17 protein-coding genes and 1 tRNA gene are annotated in these 19031 nt (G+C 53.9%); 12 read left to right on the top strand and 6 right to left on the bottom strand.

The features are described 5' to 3' along the window. Nucleotides 1-2: 2 nt before the first annotated feature. From JBO43_RS05535 to JBO43_RS05525, 3 genes are all read right to left on the bottom strand, one after another. A complete protein-coding gene (locus JBO43_RS05535) occupies nt 3-1169 on the bottom strand; it encodes a tyrosine-type recombinase/integrase (RefSeq protein ID WP_202673959.1) in 1167 nt (388 codons plus the stop codon). Nucleotides 1170-1329: 160 nt separating this feature from the next. Further along, a tRNA-Arg gene (locus JBO43_RS05530) sits at nt 1330-1404 on the bottom strand. A gap of 75 nt (nt 1405-1479) precedes the next feature. Further along, nucleotides 1480-2421, bottom strand: coding sequence for a formate/nitrite transporter family protein (locus JBO43_RS05525; RefSeq protein ID WP_202673861.1), 942 nt, complete (start codon nt 2419-2421; stop codon nt 1480-1482). Nucleotides 2422-2738: 317 nt separating this feature from the next. Between JBO43_RS05525 and mlaA the strand changes: the two genes are divergently transcribed. Beyond that, nucleotides 2739-3491 carry a phospholipid-binding lipoprotein MlaA gene (gene mlaA, locus JBO43_RS05520; protein WP_095282802.1) on the top strand — a complete coding sequence of 251 codons (753 nt, stop codon included), beginning with the start codon at nt 2739-2741 and terminating at the stop codon, nt 3489-3491. Nucleotides 3492-3536: 45 nt separating this feature from the next. On the opposite strand, the gene fadL is transcribed toward mlaA, so the two are convergent. Continuing rightward, the gene (gene fadL / locus JBO43_RS05515) at nt 3537-4883 is read right to left on the bottom strand and encodes a long-chain fatty acid transporter FadL (protein WP_095282801.1); all 1347 of its coding nucleotides are present in this window, start codon (nt 4881-4883) and stop codon (nt 3537-3539) included. Between the two features lie 374 nt (nt 4884-5257). Here fadL and JBO43_RS05510 point away from each other — a divergent pair, with 374 nt between their 5' ends. The 4 genes from JBO43_RS05510 to sixA all read left to right on the top strand — a co-directional run bounded on the left by JBO43_RS05510 (nt 5258) and on the right by sixA (nt 9944). After that, nucleotides 5258-5542: a YfcZ/YiiS family protein gene (locus tag JBO43_RS05510; RefSeq protein ID WP_095282800.1), complete on the top strand. Its 285-nt coding sequence runs from the start codon at nt 5258-5260 to the stop codon at nt 5540-5542. A gap of 248 nt (nt 5543-5790) precedes the next feature. Next, entirely contained in the window at nt 5791-7101 is a 1311-nt protein-coding gene (gene fadI / locus JBO43_RS05505; RefSeq protein WP_103947238.1) for an acetyl-CoA C-acyltransferase FadI, read from the top strand. Next, entirely contained in the window at nt 7101-9248 is a 2148-nt protein-coding gene (gene fadJ / locus JBO43_RS05500; protein WP_202673860.1) for a fatty acid oxidation complex subunit alpha FadJ, read from the top strand. Before fadI ends, fadJ begins: the two co-directional genes overlap by 1 nt. 210 nt (nt 9249-9458) lie before the next feature. After that, the gene (gene sixA, locus JBO43_RS05495; RefSeq protein ID WP_095282797.1) at nt 9459-9944 is read left to right on the top strand and encodes a phosphohistidine phosphatase SixA; all 486 of its coding nucleotides are present in this window, start codon (nt 9459-9461) and stop codon (nt 9942-9944) included. Between the two features lie 45 nt (nt 9945-9989). On the opposite strand, the gene smrB is transcribed toward sixA, so the two are convergent. Continuing rightward, on the bottom strand, nt 9990-10541 hold the full coding sequence (gene smrB, locus JBO43_RS05490; RefSeq protein ID WP_095282796.1) for an endonuclease SmrB: 552 nt from the start codon (nt 10539-10541) through the stop codon (nt 9990-9992). 157 nt (nt 10542-10698) lie between these two features. Between smrB and prmB the strand changes: the two genes are divergently transcribed. From prmB to JBO43_RS05460, 6 genes are all read left to right on the top strand, one after another. Further along, the gene (prmB, locus tag JBO43_RS05485) at nt 10699-11631 is read left to right on the top strand and encodes a 50S ribosomal protein L3 N(5)-glutamine methyltransferase (RefSeq protein WP_202673859.1); all 933 of its coding nucleotides are present in this window, start codon (nt 10699-10701) and stop codon (nt 11629-11631) included. A 61-nt stretch (nt 11632-11692) separates the two neighbouring features. Further along, on the top strand, nt 11693-12778 hold the full coding sequence (gene aroC / locus JBO43_RS05480; RefSeq protein ID WP_202673858.1) for a chorismate synthase: 1086 nt from the start codon (nt 11693-11695) through the stop codon (nt 12776-12778). Nucleotides 12779-12780: 2 nt separating this feature from the next. Continuing rightward, nucleotides 12781-13605, top strand: coding sequence for a penicillin-insensitive murein endopeptidase (gene mepA, locus JBO43_RS05475; RefSeq protein WP_202673857.1), 825 nt, complete (start codon nt 12781-12783; stop codon nt 13603-13605). Then, nucleotides 13605-14414 carry a sulfite exporter TauE/SafE family protein gene (locus JBO43_RS05470; protein WP_095282792.1) on the top strand — a complete coding sequence of 270 codons (810 nt, stop codon included), beginning with the start codon at nt 13605-13607 and terminating at the stop codon, nt 14412-14414. Before mepA ends, JBO43_RS05470 begins: the two co-directional genes overlap by 1 nt. Then, on the top strand, nt 14414-14962 hold the full coding sequence (locus tag JBO43_RS05465; protein ID WP_202673856.1) for an elongation factor P hydroxylase: 549 nt from the start codon (nt 14414-14416) through the stop codon (nt 14960-14962). Before JBO43_RS05470 ends, JBO43_RS05465 begins: the two co-directional genes overlap by 1 nt. A 9-nt stretch (nt 14963-14971) precedes the next feature. After that, nucleotides 14972-15250 carry a YfcL family protein gene (locus JBO43_RS05460; protein WP_100779413.1) on the top strand — a complete coding sequence of 93 codons (279 nt, stop codon included), beginning with the start codon at nt 14972-14974 and terminating at the stop codon, nt 15248-15250. 292 nt (nt 15251-15542) lie between these two features. Here JBO43_RS05460 and mnmC read toward each other — a convergent pair whose 3' ends face one another. After that, nucleotides 15543-17555, bottom strand: coding sequence for a bifunctional tRNA (5-methylaminomethyl-2-thiouridine)(34)-methyltransferase MnmC2/FAD-dependent 5-carboxymethylaminomethyl-2-thiouridine(34) oxidoreductase MnmC1 (mnmC, locus tag JBO43_RS05455; protein WP_202673855.1), 2013 nt, complete (start codon nt 17553-17555; stop codon nt 15543-15545). A 157-nt stretch (nt 17556-17712) separates the two neighbouring features. On the opposite strand from mnmC, the gene fabB reads away from it, so the two are divergent. Next, nucleotides 17713-18930, top strand: coding sequence for a beta-ketoacyl-ACP synthase I (fabB, locus tag JBO43_RS05450; protein ID WP_095282788.1), 1218 nt, complete (start codon nt 17713-17715; stop codon nt 18928-18930). The last annotated feature ends 101 nt before the right edge of the window (nt 18931-19031 follow it).

Raw genomic sequence — 19031 nt, 5'->3', positions numbered from 1 at the left:
AGCTATTTATAAATAGAATCAGCGTAAGATTGGAGCATCCTTCGTCTTGCTACTAAATATTGCGCATGATTATAGGTCCCACGAATAGAGTTTTTATCAACATGCGCAAGCTGCATTTCAATCCAGGCGCTTTCGAAACCATGCTCATGCAAAATAGTGCTCATTGTATGTCTAAAACCGTGGCCCGTTAACCGACCATGATAGCCAAGTAGTTTTATCACTTTGTTGATGCTGGCTTCACTCATCGGTTTTCTGACATCATTGCGGCCAGGAAAAACGAGGCTGTAATTCCCAGTAATGGCTTGCAACTGTTTCAGAATACCCAGTGCCTGAGTAGATAATGGAACCAGATGAGGACGGCGTTTCTTCATGCGCTCTTTGGGGATTTCCCATAAGGCATTTTCTAAATCAAATTCAGCCCATTCTGCTGCACGCAGTTCGATTGTACGCACACCTGTTAGCATAAGCAGCTGTGTGGCGTACTTGGTTACTAAACTGCCTTGATAGTTCTCCAGAGCGCTAACAAAAGCAGGCAATTCACTTTCTGTCAGGAACGGGAAATGTTGCGTTTGGGGCTTGTTGAGCGCAATAGCTAAGTCAGGTGCAAAGTTATATTTGGCCCGGCCAGTGGCGACGGCATAACGTAAAACCTCACCACAACGGCGGCGGATCTTACTGGTTTGCTCCAAAGCACCCCTTTTCTCAATCTTTTGCAGAACGGTAAGCAGCTCCAGCGGTTCAATCTGTTCGATTGGACGTTGGCCGATAAAAGGGAAAATGTCCTTTTCCATGCAATTGAGAACTTCTTTTGCGTACCCTTCTGACCAGGTGGCTTTTTTTGAACCATGCCATTCCCTTGCTACAGATTCAAAGCTGTTCTCATGTGCAAACTGCAACGCAATTTTTACAGCCTTTCTGGCCTCGCTGGGGTTGATCCCTTTGGCCAACATCGAACGAGCTTCATCACGTTTAGCACGCGCTTGTGCAAGCGATACATCACCGTATACGCCGAAGGAAATCATCTTGGGCTTTCCTGCAAAGCGGTAACGATAGCGCCAACCTTTACTGCCAGTGGTGTCAATAAGTAGTGATAACCCCATACCATCGTTCAACGTGTAGGGCTTATCCTTTGGTTTTGCGCGTTTTATTTGTATGTCAGATAGCAGCATGTGTATAGAAAAAAGATCGAACTCAGTTATACACAATCTTATACGCAAAGATGTATAGATTCCATTAGAAATAATGGCACCTTATTGGACGAGTGATATGAGTGATTAGGATTTAAATCAGTGAGTTATAGAATGTCTTAGACTTACTGAGAGGTGATAATGGTGTCCCCTGCAGGAATCGAACCTGCAACTAGCCCTTAGGAGGGGCTCGTTATATCCATTTAACTAAGGGGACGAAGCGGCACGAGTATAGCCCTATTTATACTTAGCGTTAAGCTCGATACCGCCTGACTGCTTAAAGAGTCGCCGTTTAATCCGCTTTTTTTGGATTATCGACGTTGTTTTGCTGAGATTTTTCCTTTTCCTTCAGCTCAGCCTTACGCTTGTTGGACATATCATTGCGGATTTGTGCATGGCTCAGCAGGGCAAAGATAAAGGTTCCGCCACAGATATTACCCGCCAGCGTTGGCAGGGCGAAAGGCCAGAAAAAATCGCTCCAGTGTTGGGTGCCATTGAACACCAGATACAGAACTTCCACCGTGCCGACGACAATATGTGTGGTGTCTGCCAGCGCGATCAGCCAGGTCATCAGGATAATCACCACGATTTTGGCAGCCCCGGCAGAGGGGAACATCCAGACCATAGTGGCGATGATCCAGCCAGAGATAATGGCGTTGGAGAACATTTCGAGCGGGGTGTTCTTCATGATGTCCATGCCGATTTTGACAAACGCATCACGGGTAGGCTCATCAAATATTGGCATATACTCGAACGCCCAGGCGGCGACGCCCGTGCCGATGATATTCCCCAGGAGCACCACGCTCCACAGGCGCATCAGAAGCCCGAAGTTCCCCCACGTGGGCTTTTGCATAACGGGCAGAACTGCTGTGACAGTGTTCTCCGTAAACAGCTGTTGGCGCGCCATAATGACAATCACAAACCCAAAGGTGTAGCCCAGATTCTCAATCAGAAACCCGCCCGGCACGCCTTCTAGCTGGACGTGGAATATCCCTTTTGCCAGTAGCGATGCCCCCATCGACAGCCCGGCGGCAATGGCTGACCACAGTAACGCCATCGCATCGCGCTCAAGCTCTTTTTCGCCGTCCTGACGGATATGTTCGTGGATCGCCATCGCCCGTGAGGGAAGCCGGTCCTCATCGACCTCGATTTTGCCCCCGTGCTGTTTTTCTTCACTTTCCACTTCCAGCTCGTCAGTATGTTTATCGATTTTTTCTGCGTTCAGTTCGTCCATCAGAAGCGTCTCGCTGCGTTGTCATAACAGTAATCGTAGCGGTTTTCCGGCCATTGCCCGTGGGGATGCTCTTATTTTCCTGGCAATGGCAATAAACGTGATACATCGACTTCTGACACAGGATAAAATTGGCAAAGAAATGAAATGAAAAAGCCAGGCTATGCTGAGATCAGAGTGATGGCAGCTGACTGCCCGTCATTGTGTGCGTGGACATCCAGAAACGTGCTGTTACAATCACTTGCACGTATGTTAGCGGAGCGCGCGGCGTTCCGTTTCGGATGGCAGTCAACGATAGCCATACTAACAGGGAGAAATATATGAAACTTCGGCTGTCGGCGCTTGCGCTGGGCACCACGTTGCTCGTGGGCTGTGCCAGCTCGGGCGAGCAAACAGGGCGCTCCGATCCCTTAGAAGGGTTCAACCGATCCATGTATAGCTTTAACTACAACGTGCTGGACCCGTATCTGGTTCGTCCGGTTGCTGTGGCATGGCGTGATTACGTTCCGCAACCGGCTCGAAATGGTCTGAGCAACTTCACCAGTAACCTGGAAGAGCCTGCTGTCATGGTGAACTTCTTCCTGCAGGGCGATCCGTATCAGGGGATGGTGCATTTCACCCGCTTCTTCCTGAACAGCCTGTTAGGGATGGGTGGCTTTATTGATGTGGCGGGAATGGCGAATCAGAAGTTGCAGCGTGAGCAGCCGCATCGCTTTGGTAGCACACTCGGCAGCTATGGCGTCGGTTACGGCCCGTATATGCAATTGCCGTTTTATGGCAGCTTTACGATTCGTGATGACGGTGGCGACATGGTCGATACCCTTTATCCGGTGCTGTCGTGGCTGACCTGGCCGCTGTCGATTGGCAAATGGACCGTGGAAGGTATCGAGACCCGCGCTCAACTGCTGGATTCGGACGGCCTGCTGCGTCAGTCTTCCGACCCGTACATTATGGTCCGCGAAGCCTACTTCCAGAATCATGACTTCATTGCTAGCGGCGGCAAGCTGAAACCAGAAGATAATCCGAACGCCAAGGCTATCGAGAATGAGCTTTCTGAGATAGATAAAGAATAAATAAAAAAGGTGAGCAAATGCTCACCTTTTTTAATAACGACGCTTTTAGAACGCGTAGTTGAAGTTGGTACCGAACAGCCAGGCTTTACCTTCAGATTTGAAGGTGTACGCTGCAGGGCCTTCGCCCTCGGTGAAGCTGACGTTCTGACCGTGCATATAAGACGCGCCCACATCGATAGATGCATCGTCGTTAAACGCATAAGTCATACCGGCGCTCAGCCACAGACGGTCCTGATCCGGGATAGAGATGGAACGCTTGTCAGCCGGAACTGGGCTGTCATCGAACGCGATACCGGTACGGAAGGTCCAGTTCTTATCGTAGTAGTAGGTAGTACCCAGCGCGATACGATAAGCATCTTTGAAGCTTTCATCTTTATAGAACAGCGTCTGGCCGTCGTTGCCGGTCGCTTTCAGTTCCTGGAACTGGCTCCAGCTGGTGTAGGTCAGGCTGTAGTGAATAGCCCACTGTGGTGCAACGCGGTTATAACCAGACACTTCCCACATTTCAGGCAGGTTCAGCGTCAGTGCGCCGTTCTGGGTTCTGCCGCCGGTACCTGCTGGCAGGCCGGTCAGACCCATGCTGGCAAAGATGTTGCTCAGGTTCGGATCGATGGAGCTTTTATAGTCGCCGTCGAAGTCGATTTTGACTTCTGAACGGTAGGTGAAGCCCCAACGGTTGTTTTTGTCCAGCTCATACAGGATGCCTGCGTTCCAGCCGAAGCCCCACTCGTCGCCTTTCAGGTACGCGATCTGGTCGTCTGGAGAGCTAATGCCGTCCAGCATGGAGGGTGGAACCCGGCCTTGCAGCTGACTCGCCAGCAGAGGGCCGAGGGAACCTGCATAGCGTTCAATTTTCGCTTTTGCGTAAACAGCATCAAAGCCCACACCGAAGCTCCAGTTGCTGTCCAGGCGATAAGCACCGCTCAGGTTCAGGTTGATGGTCTGCAGGTCGGTCTTGCCGCCGTAAATGCCGGCCGCGTAGCTGTCGTTAAATTCTGTTGCCAGACCGTAGTTGGAGGTCACAGACGCACCCCAACCAAACTGATCGTTGATTGGCATAACAAAGTGCATGTTAGGAACCCAGGCGACTGGCGCGATGTTGTCCTGGTTAGCACTCTGCCCGGTTAAATTGGATTTCCCGGTGACGTTGACATCGGGATCGATATAGACGGCACCCATAGAGAAGGTAGGGCGATCAAACATGGTGATCAGCGCCGGGTTACGGCTCACGTTGCCTGCGTCATCGGCAATGGCGCCTTCCCCGGAATATGCACGGCCAAGGCCAGAGGAAGAAAATTCGTTAAGCTGGAAGCCCGCTGACCAGGCGGACGTTGATACGATTGCCACTGCGACTGCCAGCGCAGTCTTTTTGAACAGGGTTTTCTGGCTCATGACCATAACCTCATTGAGTTATTTTTATGCAATATATGTTACATACAGTAACAGGAGCGCGAAGTGTAGGGTCTGTGGTAACACTTAGAAATCAGACCAGTGGCGAGAGTATAGGTCGGACCAGATGGGATGTTGCAAGTTTGTTTCTGAAGTTTTTCAAAGATGTTTTTTGAAACGAGATCTATGTGGCAAAAATGCGACCACCCGCACTCATCAGAAAGGGTGATTTTTGCGCCAGATCATTTTTTAGTGTGATATCGGTCACTTATCCCCATTTGCGCCATTAACGGCTGGAGAGACCTTCAGCCAGGGCGTAAAATATCAGCAACGTATTTATCTCGCGCCGTGCGCGAAAACGCAGAGGAACTTGAGCTATGAGTAAATGCAGTGCTGATGAAACCCCGGTTTGCTGCTGTATGGATGTCGGTACCATTATGGATAACACCGATTGCACCGCGTCTTACAGCCGTGTATTTAGCAAACGTTCGGATGCTGAAGAAACCCTGACCGCGTTGACGAAACGCGCGCGCGACGTGGAATCCGATCCTTGTGAAATCAAATCGACCTTCACGGAAGTGGAAGGCGGTGTGCAACTCGACATCGATTTCATTTTTGCGTGTGAAGCCGAAACGCTGATTTTCCAGCTCGGTCTGCGTTAATTTTCTAAGTAATTATGCCGGGTGGCGGCTTTGCCTTACCCGGCCTACGAAATTGTAGGTCGGGTAAGCGAAGCGCTACCCGATAAAAAACATCTCAAATGCCTCTGCTATGCAGGGGCATTTTCTTTTTCTTCTCTGTGCCTTACCTCGCAATTTTTAGCTTCCCCGATTGGCTCAATGTAAAAATATGGTTAAAACTGTTATCAGGTCAGACCACTTTGCGCATAGGTTATTTACAGGGGACTGTTATGAGTCAGGCATTACCGCTCGTCACCCGTCAGGGTGATCGCATTGCCATTGTCAGTGGATTGCGTACTCCGTTTGCACGTCAGGCGACGGCATTTCACGGAATACCGGCTGTCGATCTGGGGAAAATGGTGGTGGGGGAGATGCTGGCACGCAGCGAAATACCCCCTGAGGTTATCGAACAGCTGGTGTTTGGGCAGGTGGTTCAAATGCCCGAAGCGCCCAACATCGCCCGCGAAATCGTGCTCGGCACCGGCATGAACGTCCATACGGACGCCTACAGCGTCAGTCGCGCCTGTGCGACCAGCTTCCAGGCCGTCGCCAACGTGGCGGAAAGCCTGATCACCGGGACTATTCGTGCGGGCATTGCGGGCGGGGCTGACTCCTCGTCCGTTCTGCCAATTGGCGTCAGTAAAAAGCTGGCTCGCGTGCTGGTAGACGTCAACAAAGCTCGCACGATGGGGCAGCGCCTCAAACTTTTCTCACGCCTTCGCCTGCGCGATCTCGCGCCTGTGCCGCCTGCGGTTGCGGAATACTCTACCGGCCTGCGAATGGGCGATACCGCCGAGCAAATGGCAAAAACGTACGGCATTACGCGCGAACAGCAGGATGCGCTGGCGCATCGTTCACATCAACGCGCGGCGCTGGCGTGGTCAGAGGGCAAACTCGCCGACGAAGTCATGACGGCCTACATTCCGCCATTCCGTGAGCCTCTCGTTGAAGATAACAACATTCGCGGGAACTCAACGCTGGCGGATTATGCAAAGTTGCGTCCGGCGTTTGACCGCAAACACGGTACCGTCACGGCGGCGAACAGCACGCCGCTCACCGACGGTGCGGCAGCAGTGATCCTGATGACGGAGTCCCGCGCTAAAGAGCTGGGTTTGGTTCCGCTGGGTTATCTGCGCAGCTATGCATTCACTGCTATCGACGTCTGGCAGGACATGCTGCTGGGGCCGGCATGGTCTACTCCACTGGCGCTCGAACGCGCCGGATTAACGATGGCTGATTTAACTCTGATCGACATGCACGAAGCCTTTGCCGCACAAACGCTCGCGAACCTGCAACTGTTGGCCAGCGAACGCTTTGCCCGCGACGTGCTGGGCCGCGCTCATGCCACCGGCGAAGTGGACGAGAGCAAATTTAATGTGCTGGGCGGCTCCATCGCTTACGGCCACCCGTTTGCGGCTACCGGCGCACGTATGATCACCCAAACGCTGCATGAACTTCGCCGTCGCGGCGGCGGTTTTGGTCTGGTTACCGCCTGCGCGGCGGGTGGCCTGGGCGCGGCGATGGTTCTGGAGGCTGAATAATGGAAACGACTTCCGCTTTTTCCCTGAAAGTCCGTCTGGACAATATTGCTGTCGTCACCATCGACGTGCCGGGCGAGAAAATGAATACCCTGAAAGCCGAGTTTGGTGTTCAGGTGCGGGCTATCCTCAAGCAAATTCGTGAAAACAAAGAGATTCGCGGGCTGATCTTTATCTCAGCCAAGCCAGATAATTTTATCGCGGGGGCAGATATTAATATGATCGCCCGCGCTAACAGTGCGATGGAGGCCGAAGAGCTCGCTCGTCAGGGACAGCAGATCATGGCTGAGATCCACGGATTGCCGATCCCGGTGATCGCGGCGATCCACGGCGCGTGTCTTGGCGGCGGTCTGGAGCTGGCGCTGGCCTGCCACAGCCGAATTTGCACGGATGATGCGAAAACCGTGCTCGGCCTGCCCGAAGTACAGCTTGGGCTGTTACCGGGTTCAGGGGGAACCCAACGTTTGCCGCGCCTGATTGGTGTGAGTACTGCGCTGGAGATGATTCTAACCGGTAAACAGCTGCGCCCTCGTCAGGCATTAAAAGCCGGGCTGGTGGACGAAGTGGTTCCTCACTCGATTCTGCTGGAAGCGGCAGTTGAGCTGGCGCTAAGAGGGCGTCAGGCCAGTCGTCATTTGCCGGTACGTGAACGTATTCTGGCAGGGCCGCTTGGGCGCGCGCTGCTGTTTAATATGGTTGGCAAGAAAACCGAGCAAAAAACCAAAGGCAACTACCCGGCGACCAAACGCATTCTGAGTGTGATTGAAACCGGTCTGTCGCAGGGCAGCAGCAGTGGCTATGCGGCAGAGGCCAAAGCCTTTGGTGAGCTGGCAATGACGCCGCAATCTCAGGCGTTGCGCAGCATTTTCTTTGCCAGCACCGACGTGAAAAAAGATCCCGGAAGTGATGCTTCTCCTGCGCCGCTCACTGCCATTGGTGTGCTCGGCGGTGGGTTGATGGGCGGTGGAATTGCATTCGTGACAGCCAGCAAAGGCAAATTGCCGGTACGTATTAAAGACATCAATCCCAAGGGCATCAACCATGCCCTGCAATACAGCTGGCAGCACCTTGATCAAAAGGTCAAACGCCGCCATATCAAAGCCAGTGAACGCGATAAAGAACTGGCGCTGATTTCCGGCACCACCGATTACAGTGGTTTTCAGCATCGTGATGTGGTGATTGAAGCCGTGTTTGAAGATCTGAATCTCAAGCAGCAGATGGTCGCGGAAGTGGAACAACACTGCGCGCCGCACACCATTTTTGCCTCAAACACGTCGTCGTTGCCGATTGGCGATATTGCGGAGAAAGCAGCACGCCCGGAGCAAGTAATCGGTTTGCACTTCTTTAGCCCGGTCGAAAAAATGCCGCTGGTGGAGGTTATTCCCCATGCGTCAACCAGCGCACAAACGGTGGCAACGGTGGTGAAGCTCGCTAAGTTGCAGGGAAAAACGCCGATTGTTGTCGCTGACAAGGCCGGCTTTTACGTCAACCGTATTCTCGCGCCTTATATTAATGAGGCCATGCGGCTGCTGACCGAAGGCGAGAAAATCGATCACATCGATGAAGCCTTAGTGAAGTTTGGTTTTCCTGTCGGTCCAATCCAACTTTTGGATGAGGTTGGAATAGACACAGGCACTAAAATTATACCTGTGTTAGAAGCGGCTTATGGAGAACGTTTTAGCCCGCCTGCAAACATTGTTTCTACGATCCTGAATGACGATCGCAAAGGCAGAAAAAATGGACGCGGCTTCTATCTTTACGCAGTTAAAGGGCGTAAAAGCAAGAAACAGGTCGACCCCTCGGTTTATGGGCTTATTCGCGCCAGCGGCCAGGGGAAACTGTCAGCACAGCAATGTGCTGAGCGCTGCGTCATGATGATGCTCAACGAAGCGGCTCGTTGTTTTGACGAGCAGGTCGTTAGAAGTGCGCGAGACGGCGATATTGGCGCCGTGTTTGGCATTGGTTTTCCACCTTTCCTGGGTGGCCCGTTCCGCTATATGGATAGTCTGGGCGCGGGTGAAGTTGTGGCAATATTGCAGCGTCTGGCATCGCTTTATGGTCCGCGGTTTACCCCGTGTGAACCTTTAATGCGGATGGCAGAAAATAATCTGCACTTTTGGCCGACAGAGGAAACTGACCTCGTAACTTAAGGTCCAACAAGAGTATATCCAACGGTGAATGAACCTGTTTTGGTGATTTTGTAAACAGATATTGACTATACTTACACCATTAAGGTAAAAAACAGCGTTTCATTCATCAGATGGATCAGGCACAATGCCCGGCCATCGGGTTTTCTACCTTTTTTGCTGTTATAGCGGGTAGTCAACGCCGGTGATCCTGGTTAACAAAAGCGGTGCAATATGCAAGTTTTTATCATGCGTCACGGCGACGCGGCACTCGATGCTGCCAGTGACTCTGTTCGTCCTTTGACCACCTGTGGCTGTGACGAATCCCGTCAAATGGCGACCTGGCTCAAGGGCCAAAAAGTGGATATCGATCGTGTACTGGTGAGCCCTTTCCTGCGGGCCGAGCAGACGCTGGATGTGGTAGGGGAATGTATGAACCTGCCTAAAGGCGTGGATGTTCTTCCTGAACTCACTCCGTGCGGCGATGTGGGTCTTGTCAGCGCTTATCTTCAGGCGCTGTGCAATGAAGGTGTCGCTTCTGCACTGGTGATTTCCCATCTGCCGCTGGTCGGCTACCTGGTGTCTGAACTGTGCCCCGGCGAAACGCCACCGATGTTTACTACCTCGGCCATTGCTAACGTCACCCTCGACGAAAGCGGCAAAGGGGTATTTAACTGGCAAATGAGTCCGTGCAATTTGAAGATGGCAAAAGCTATCTGACGTGACGAATGATCTGGCGGGTAGCCTGTGCCACCCGCCTGCCTTTCAGGGCAGCTCCGGTGGCTGCCACTCTTCAACTTCAATCAACACCAGTAGCGCGGCATCTCCGCCGTATTCTTTTGGCGCCTGATGAAAAGCCATCACGTGTGGATGCTGAGCCAGCCACAACGGCGTTTGTTGCTTAAGAATATGCTTCCCGTGGCCGTGCATCACACAGGTGCAAAACACGTGCTCGCGACGACACGCCGCAATCAGCGCGCCCAATTCCTGCTTTGCCTGCATCTGCGTCAGACCGTGCAGATCGAGAAACAGCTCTGGCGAATAATCCCCGCGACGTAACTTTTTCAGCTCAAAATGGCTGACATCTTCCCGCACATATTTCACCGCGCCCTGCGTGTTCAGCAGCGGCTGAAATTCGTCTGAAAAATAGTGGCTGTTATCGGCCTGTTCCTGCAGCAGCCGTTTCACTGGCACTTCGGTCACTTTTTTGCGGATCGGGCGGTGGACAATCGTGTCCTGAGTGATTTTGCGCGTCCCGCTCATGAGCTGGCGAAAGAGCGTCTGATCCTCCTCGCTAAGCGGCATTTTCTTTTTCATTAGTCCGTCTCATTTCTTATTTCCCTTAGTTTACCTGAGCGAGCCGCAAGCAAAACGCATTTTTTCACCTATCCCACGCCCTCGCAGTGCTGATTTATCGCCGTCTTCATGGCAAACTAGCCGCCGAAAATTAAGCAAGCATGCCCTGGAGAGAATAATGGATAAAATTTTTGTCGATGAAGCAGTAAACGAACTGCATACCATTCAGGACATGTTGCGTTGGTCCGTCAGCCGCTTTAGCGCCGCCAACATCTGGTACGGTCATGGTACGGAAAATCCGTGGGATGAGGCGGTTCAACTGGTTCTGCCGTCCCTGTATCTGCCGCTGGATATTCCAGAGGACATGCGCACAGCACGTCTGACCTCCAGCGAAAAACACCGCATCGTTGAGCGCGTGATTCGCCGCGTTAACGAACGCATTCCGGTCGCTTATCTCACCAATAAAGCCTGGTTCTGCGGCCACGAATTCTATGTTGATGAACGTGTGCTGGTGCCGCGCTCACCGATTGGTGAGCTGATCAACAACCACTTCGCGGGTCTGATCGACCATCAGCCGCAGCACATTCTGGATATGTGTACCGGCAGCGGCTGTATCGCGATTGCCTGCGCGTACGCCTACCCGGAAGCGGAAGTTGACGCGGTGGATATCTCCACCGACGCGCTGGCCGTTACCGAACACAACATCGAAGAACACGGTCTGATTCATCACGTTACGCCAATCCGCTCCGATCTGTTCCGTGACTTGCCAAAACTGCAATATGACCTGATTGTCACCAACCCGCCGTACGTTGACGCAGAAGATATGTCCGATCTGCCAAACGAATATCGCCACGAGCCAGAACTCGGCCTGGCGTCCGGGTCTGACGGCCTGAAGCTGACGCGCCGCATTCTGGCCTGTGCCCCGGATTATCTGACCGATGACGGCATTCTGATTTGTGAAGTCGGTAACAGCATGGTACATCTGATGGAGCAGTACCCGGACGTGCCGTTCACCTGGCTTGAATTTGACAACGGTGGCGAAGGCGTCTTCATGCTGACCAAAGCGCAGCTCATCGCCGCGCGCGAATACTTCAGCATCTATAAAGATTAATCCAACGGGCTTCGGCCCGTTTCACATTGCTCAAACACAGAACAACGACAACGGAGCCGTGATGGCAGGAAACAGTATTGGACAATTATTCCGTGTAACCACTTTCGGTGAGTCTCACGGCCTGGCGCTGGGTTGCATCGTGGACGGTGTTCCGCCTGGCATCGAACTGACCGAAGCCGATTTACAGCACGATCTCGATCGTCGCCGTCCGGGGACCTCGCGCTACACCACGCAGCGTCGCGAGCCGGACCAGGTCAAAATTCTCTCCGGCGTTTTTGAGGGCCGTACCACCGGCACCAGTATCGGTCTGCTGATTGAAAATACCGATCAGCGTTCCCAGGACTACGGCGCGATTAAAGACGTTTTCCGCCCAGGACACGCTGATTACACCTACGAACAAAAATACGGTTTTCGCGACTATCGCGGCGGCGGGCGCTCTTCGGCGCGTGAAACCGCCATGCGTGTGGCCGCAGGCGCTATCGCAAAAAAATATCTGTCGCAGAAATTTGGCATCGTGATCCGCGGCTGCCTGACCCAGATGGGCGACATTCCACTGGCGATCAAAGACTGGGATCTGGTCGAACAGAACCCGTTCTTCTGCGCGGATGCCGACAAAATTGATGCGCTGGACGAACTGATGCGCGGCCTGAAAAAAGAGGGCGACTCCATCGGCGCGAAAGTGACCGTGGTGGCAGACGGCGTTCCGCCGGGCCTCGGTGAACCGGTCTTCGATCGCCTTGATGCAGACATCGCCCACGCGATGATGAGCATCAATGCGGTGAAGGGCGTTGAGATTGGCGACGGTTTTGACGTGGTGGCGCTGCGCGGCAGCCAGAACCGCGACGAAATCACCAAAGACGGTTTCCAGAGCAACCACGCGGGCGGCATTCTGGGCGGTATCAGCAGCGGACAGCAAATTGTGACCAACATTGCGCTGAAACCAACCTCCAGCATTACCGTTCCGGGGCGCACTATTAACCGCTCTGGCGAAGAAGTTGAGATGATCACCAAAGGGCGTCACGACCCGTGTGTGGGTATCCGTGCGGTGCCGATCGCAGAAGCGATGTTGGCGATTGTGCTGATGGATCATTTCCTGCGCCAGCGCGCGCAGAATGCGGACGTTACGGCCCCTCTTCCACGCTGGTAAACATGAAAAAAACCGCTATTGCTCTGCTGGCACTGCTCGCCAGCGGAGCCAGTCTGGCAGCCACCCCGTGGCAGAAAATTACCCATCCGATCGCGGGCAGCGCCCAGTCGATCGGCGCGTTTGCCAACGGTTGTATTGTGGGCGCGCAAGATTTACCACTGCAATCTGATACCTATCAGGTGATGCGCACCGATCAGCGTCGTTACTTTGGTCATCCGGATCTGGTGCTGTTTATCCAGCGTCTGGGTAACCAGGTGCACAACCTGGGGATGGGGACGATGCTGATTGGCGATATGGGAATGCCAGCGGGCGGTCGCTTCAACGGCGGTCACGCCAGCCATCAGTCCGGTCTGGATGTTGATATTTTCCTGCAATTGCCGAAAACACGCTGGAGCTCGTCGCAACTGCTGAAACCGCAGGCGCTGGATTTAGTGGCGCGCGATGGCAAAAGCGTAGTGCCATCCCTGTGGTCACCGGAAGTTTCCAGCATGATCAAACTGGCTGCAAAAGATAACGACGTCACGCGCATCTTCGTGAACCCGGCGATCAAACAGCAGCTGTGCCTCGATGCCGGAACGGATCGCGACTGGCTGCGTAAAGTGCGCCCGTGGTTCCAGCATCGTGCGCATATGCACGTGCGTCTGCGTTGCCCGGCGAACAGCCTCGAATGTGAAGATCAGCCGTTACCGCCGCCGGGAGATGGCTGCGGAGCCGAGCTGCAGAGCTGGTTTGAGCCAGCAAAACCTGGAACCACCAAGCCTGAGAAGAAGACACCGCCTCCGTTGCCGCCTTCCTGCCAGGCGCTACTGGATGAGCATGTACTGTAATGGATAATTTCGTCGATCTGTTTATGGTGTCGCCGCTGTTGCTGGTGGTGCTGTTTTTTGTCGCGATGCTGGCGGGATTTATCGATGCGCTGGCGGGTGGAGGCGGATTGCTCACGGTGCCTGCGCTGCTGGCGGCGGGCATGAGTCCGGCTCAGGCGCTGGCGACCAATAAGCTTCAAGCCTGCGGCGGTTCGCTTTCCGCGTCGATCTACTTTATTCGTCGTAAAGTGGTCAGCCTTGCCGATCAGAAACTCAATATTCTGATGACCTTTATCGGCTCTACCAGCGGTGCGCTGCTGGTCCAGCACGTGCAGTCGGACATTTTGCGCCAGATTTTACCAATCCTTGTGATCTGCATTGGTCTCTATTTTTTACTGATGCCAAAATTGGGTGAAGAGGACAGACAACGTCGCTTGCACGGCCTGCCGTTTGCCCTCATTGCCGGTGGTTGCGTCGGTTTTTACGATGGCTTCTTCGGCCCCGGTGCGGGTTCGTTTTATGCGCTGGCGTTTGTCACGCTGGCCGGTTTTAATCTCGCCAAATCCACCGCCCACGCCAAAGTACTCAACGCTACTTCGAACCTCGGCGGTCTGCTGCTGTTTATTATTGGCGGCAAGGTGATTTGGGCGACCGGCTTTGTGATGATGGTCGGGCAGTTTTTAGGCGCGCGCGTCGGCTCGCGTCTGGTATTGAGCAAAGGGCAACAGCTTATTCGCCCGATGATTGTGATTGTGTCGGCGGTGATGAGTGCCAAACTTCTTTATGACAGCCACGGACAGGAGATCCTCCACTGGTTGGGGATGAACTAATGAACAGTACGCATAAATATGAGCAGCTGATTGAGATCTTCGACGGCTGTTTTGCTGATGATTTTAATACCCGTCTGATTAAAGGCGACGACGAACCGATCTATCTTCCTGCTGATGCCGACGCGCCGTACAACCGGATTGTTTTCGCGCACGGTTTTTATGCCAGCGGTTTGCATGAAATTTCCCACTGGTGTATCGCCGGGAAAGCGCGCCGCGAGCTGGTGGATTTTGGTTACTGGTATTGTCCGGACGGGCGTGATGCCACGAAGCAAGGGCAGTTTGAAGATGTGGAAGTTAAACCGCAGGCCTTCGACTGGCTGTTTTGCGTGGCGGCAGGTTTCCCGTTCAACGTCAGCTGCGACAATCTCGAAGGCGATTGCGAGCCGGATCGCATTACCTTCCAGCGCCGCGTTCATGCGCAGGTGATGGAATATCTTGAGAAAGGCATCCCGGAGCGACCGGCGCGTTTCATCAAGGCACTACAGAATTATTACCACACGCCGGAATTAAAGGCGGAACTCTTCCCGTGGCCGGAAGATCTTAACTGAGGAAAGAAGATGATCGCAGAATTTGAATCACGCATTCTGGCGTTAATTGATGACATGGTGGAACACGCCAGTGACGATGAACTGTTTGCCAGCGGTTATCTGCGTGGTCACCTGACGCTTGCCGTTGCGGAACTTGAAGCAGGCGACGATCACTCACCTGAAGCGGTCCACGCTGAAGTGAGCCGTGGTCTGGAAAAAGCGATTCAGGCGGGTGAGCTTTCGCCGCGTGACCAGTCTCTGGTGCTGGGCATGTGGGACAATTTGTTCCAGCAGGCGAATCTGAAGTAAATGTTTTGCCCGGTGGCGCTGCGAGGTAAAAACAAAACGACAACCTTTGGTTGTCGTTTTTAGTGTTTTCTCCCTCTCCCGTGGGAGAGGGCCGGGGTGAGGGCATCCAACCGCACAAGGTAAAAGCAAAACGACAACCTTTGGTTGTCGTTTTTAGTGTTTTCTCCCTCTCCCGTGGGAGAGCGCCGGGGTGAGAGCATCCAACCGCACAAGGTAAAAGCAAAACGGCAACGCCAGTTGTCGTTTTTAATGTTTTCTCCCTCTCCCGTGGGAGAGGGCAGGGGTGAGGGCATCAGGCCGCACCCAGTTTAACTAACTTACCCTTCAATAATTTCCGTACCCACAGTCGATTCGGGTTCAGTCCTGCCAGCGTAACGCCGTCCATCGGGATCGGTTCTTCACTCATCTGCGAAGCCAGAATTTCTGCCGCCAGCGGGGCGGTACACAATCCGCGCGAACCCAGCGCACCGAGCATAAATAGGTTTGGATGCACAGGTGCACTGGCTGCTGATTCCTGGTTTTCAGTCAGATCCTCATAGGTGGTCAGCGTCGCGGCGTAATCCGGTACATTGCCAATCATCGGCAGATGATCGCGGGTGGCGCAGCGAATACCGCAGCGCGCATTCGCGTCGCTAACATCGACCTCTTTTACCCACTCCGCCTGCGGGAAGCAGTCGATCAGGCGCTGGCGGTTTTGCTGCTGATCTTCTTCGCTGTACTGAATTTCCGTCTGACCGCGATGATAGCTTGCGCCAATACAGTGATGACCATTAGCCGGGTTTTGCGGTGTCAGGTAGCCGTCGTAGCACAGAACCTGGCGTAGTTTTTTCAGCTGTGGCGTCGTGGGAATATGGCTGACCTGGCCGCCAACCGGATAAACCGGTAGATTTTCTGTCTGCGGGAAGTCGCCAATGCGATGACCGTTTGCCAGTACCAGGCTGGAATGCAGCGCTTCTGAGCCACTGCTAAAGCGCAGCTGCCAGCTGTCGTCCCGACGCTCGAACGACTCAAGTTGATAGCCAAAATGCACGGTCAGCCCCTGCGACTGCGCAAGTGTCATGGCTGCCGCCGTCAGCTCTGCCGGGCACAGCCAGCCGCCCAGCGGATAATGAATACCGCCGCATTCGGTTGGCAAACCGCTATTTTCCAGAACCTGCTGCGCATCCACCGCCGTGGCAATTTGCGCGGGCATTCCCATGCTCAGCATCTGGTCGATCTTGCGCTGGCTTTTTTCATCCCAGCCGAGCTGCGTCACGCCGCACCACTGATGGTCAAATTTCACCGGCAGGGCGTCGTACAGACGGCGGGCGAAGGTAAACGCCGCCGGGAAAAACTGGCTGAGCGCCGGATCGTGGGCGGTAAGAAGGGGATACAGCGCGCCCTGGCGATTGCCGGAGGCACCTGCGGCGGGCGCGGGATCGGCGCAGTACAAAGTCACCTGCCAGCCGCGCTGAATCAGAGCGAGCGACAACAATACGCTGGCAATACCGCCGCCAATAATCGCCGTTTCACGTTTTTCCGCGCCGCTGCGGGCAAACCACGGCGTGCGTGCAGGCTGAGTATTGTCCTGTTCCATTACGCCCGTCAGCATTTCTCGCTTACGGCCAAATCCTTTGGTTTTACGCATGGTAAAACCGGCTTCCTGCAAACCACGGCGCACAAATCCGGCGCAGGTAAAGGTGGCAAGCGTCGCATCAGGGCGGGCCAGTCGCGCCATCGCCGCGAACAAATTCTCGCTCCACATGTCCGGGTTTTTCGCCGGGGCAAAGCCATCTAAAAACCAGGCGTCGACTTTCTGATTCAGTGAATCGTCGAGTTTATCCGTCAGATCGTTGATATCCCCGAGCCACAGATCGAGCGTCACTCGCCCATCGTCCAGTACTAAACGATGGCACCCGCCGATCGGCTGCGGCCACCGGGTCTGTAGCTGCTCGGCCCAGACGCGCAGTTCCGGCCAGTGTTGATGAGCCAGCCTCAAATCCTGGGCGGTGAGGGGGAATTTCTCGAAACTGATGAAATGTAATCTTTGTAGCGTAGCGTCGGGATGCGCCTCGCAGAACTGATCAAACGCCTGCCAGAGGGTGAGGAAGTTTAATCCGGTGCCAAAACCGCTCTCCGCGACCACAAACTGGCTGCGCGGATGCACAGGGAAGCGGGCACTGAGCTGGTTACCGTCGAGGAAAACATAACGGGTTTCTTCCAGTCCGTTATCATTAGAGAAGTAGACATCGTCGAAATCTCGGGAAACAGGTGTACCCTCAGCATTGAACTCAAGGTTGGCGGGTTGTATGGCGTTTTGTTTCACGTAAGTTACTCGTCTGACAGGCAGTGGCACGATCTTAACGATGTGCGCCCGATGGTGCAAATTTCCACAGAAATTGGCTGATCGGACTTGTTCAGCGTACAAGTGTACGCTATTGTGCGACTCGAAACTTTACTAGTGTGAATGACAGAGGTATTGAATGAAACGTGCAGTGATTACTGGCCTGGGCATCGTTTCCAGCATCGGTAACAACCAGCAGGAAGTCCTGGAATCTCTGCGTGAAGGACGCTCGGGGATCACTTTCTCTCAAGAATTCAAAGATTCAGGCATGCGTAGCCACGTGTGGGGTAACGTCAAACTGGACACCACCGGTCTGATTGACCGCAAAGTGGTCCGTTTCATGAACGATGCCTCTATCTACGCTTACCTCTCAATGCAGCAGGCTGTTGAAGATGCTGGTTTGAAAGAAGATGTTTATCAGAACAATCCGCGCGTGGGCCTGATCGCAGGTTCCGGTGGTTCTTCTAAATCTCAGGTATTCGGCGCAGACGCTATGCGTAGTCCGCGCGGCCTGAAAGCGGTCGGTCCTTACGTCGTGACCAAAGCGATGGCGTCTGCAGTTTCTGCGTGCCTCGCAACGCCGTTCAAAATCCACGGTGTGAACTACTCCATCAGTTCCGCATGTGCGACTTCCGCACACTGCATCGGCAGCGCGGTTGAGCAGATCCAGCTGGGCAAACAAGACATCGTCTTTGCTGGCGGCGGCGAAGAGCTGTGCTGGGAAATGGCGTGTGAGTTTGACGCAATGGGCGCACTCTCCACCAAATACAACGAAACACCAGAAAAAGCCTCCCGTACTTATGATGCGCACCGTGATGGTTTCATCATCGCTGGCGGCGGCGGTATGGTTGTGGTTGAAGAGCTGGAACATGCTCTGGCGCGTGGCGCACACATCTATGCAGAAGTTGTTGGCTACGGCGCAACGTCCGATGGCGCAGATATGGTTGCTCCATCAGGTGAAGGCGCTGTGCGCTGCATGAAGCTGGCGATGGACGGTGTTGATACCCCAATCGACTACCTGAACTCCCACGGTACCTCGACTCCGGTCGGCGACGTGAAAGAGCTGGGTGCTATCCGCGAAGTCTTCGGCGACAACAGCCCAGCAATCTCCGCAACCAAAGCGATGACCGGTCACTCTCTGGGTGCCGCTGGCGTGCAGGAAGCCATCTACTCTCTGCTGATGCTGGAACACGGCTTTATCGCCCCAAGCATCAACGTTGAAGAGCTGGATGAGCAGGCTGCTGGCCTGAACATCGTCACTAAACCGACTGAGCAGGCGCTGACGACCGTCATGTCTAACAGCTTCGGTTTCGGCGGTACCAACGCCACTCTGGTCATGCGTAAGCTGAAAGCGTAAGTTTTCCGCTGATGTGAAAAAGGAGCCTGAGGGCTCCTTTTTTTATGCGTTGACAATCGGTTGACTGAAAAGGCAAACTTCGGCTTCAACATTATCATTTT

This window comes from Lelliottia jeotgali (assembly GCF_016771845.1).
GTDB classification, from domain to species: Bacteria; Pseudomonadota; Gammaproteobacteria; order Enterobacterales; family Enterobacteriaceae; genus Enterobacter; species Enterobacter jeotgali.
Note: the sequence above shows the minus strand (reverse complement) of the source record. Positions and strands in the feature narration are given on the sequence as shown.

What these genes read in the sequence shown, in the direction of transcription:
- JBO43_RS05535 (WP_202673959.1), bottom strand. Translation starts at nt 1,169, where the DNA reads ATGCTGCTATCTGACATACAAATAAAACGCGCAAAACCAAAGGATAAG.
- JBO43_RS05525 (WP_202673861.1), bottom strand. Translation starts at nt 2,421, where the DNA reads ATGGACGAACTGAACGCAGAAAAAATCGATAAACATACTGACGAGCTG.
- mlaA (WP_095282802.1), top strand. Translation starts at nt 2,739, where the DNA reads ATGAAACTTCGGCTGTCGGCGCTTGCGCTGGGCACCACGTTGCTCGTG.
- fadL (WP_095282801.1), bottom strand. Translation starts at nt 4,883, where the DNA reads ATGAGCCAGAAAACCCTGTTCAAAAAGACTGCGCTGGCAGTCGCAGTG.
- JBO43_RS05510 (WP_095282800.1), top strand. Translation starts at nt 5,258, where the DNA reads ATGAGTAAATGCAGTGCTGATGAAACCCCGGTTTGCTGCTGTATGGAT.
- fadI (WP_103947238.1), top strand. Translation starts at nt 5,791, where the DNA reads ATGAGTCAGGCATTACCGCTCGTCACCCGTCAGGGTGATCGCATTGCC.
- fadJ (WP_202673860.1), top strand. Translation starts at nt 7,101, where the DNA reads ATGGAAACGACTTCCGCTTTTTCCCTGAAAGTCCGTCTGGACAATATT.
- sixA (WP_095282797.1), top strand. Translation starts at nt 9,459, where the DNA reads ATGCAAGTTTTTATCATGCGTCACGGCGACGCGGCACTCGATGCTGCC.
- smrB (WP_095282796.1), bottom strand. Translation starts at nt 10,541, where the DNA reads ATGAAAAAGAAAATGCCGCTTAGCGAGGAGGATCAGACGCTCTTTCGC.
- prmB (WP_202673859.1), top strand. Translation starts at nt 10,699, where the DNA reads ATGGATAAAATTTTTGTCGATGAAGCAGTAAACGAACTGCATACCATT.
- aroC (WP_202673858.1), top strand. Translation starts at nt 11,693, where the DNA reads ATGGCAGGAAACAGTATTGGACAATTATTCCGTGTAACCACTTTCGGT.
- mepA (WP_202673857.1), top strand. Translation starts at nt 12,781, where the DNA reads ATGAAAAAAACCGCTATTGCTCTGCTGGCACTGCTCGCCAGCGGAGCC.
- JBO43_RS05470 (WP_095282792.1), top strand. Translation starts at nt 13,605, where the DNA reads ATGGATAATTTCGTCGATCTGTTTATGGTGTCGCCGCTGTTGCTGGTG.
- JBO43_RS05465 (WP_202673856.1), top strand. Translation starts at nt 14,414, where the DNA reads ATGAACAGTACGCATAAATATGAGCAGCTGATTGAGATCTTCGACGGC.
- JBO43_RS05460 (WP_100779413.1), top strand. Translation starts at nt 14,972, where the DNA reads ATGATCGCAGAATTTGAATCACGCATTCTGGCGTTAATTGATGACATG.
- fabB (WP_095282788.1), top strand. Translation starts at nt 17,713, where the DNA reads ATGAAACGTGCAGTGATTACTGGCCTGGGCATCGTTTCCAGCATCGGT.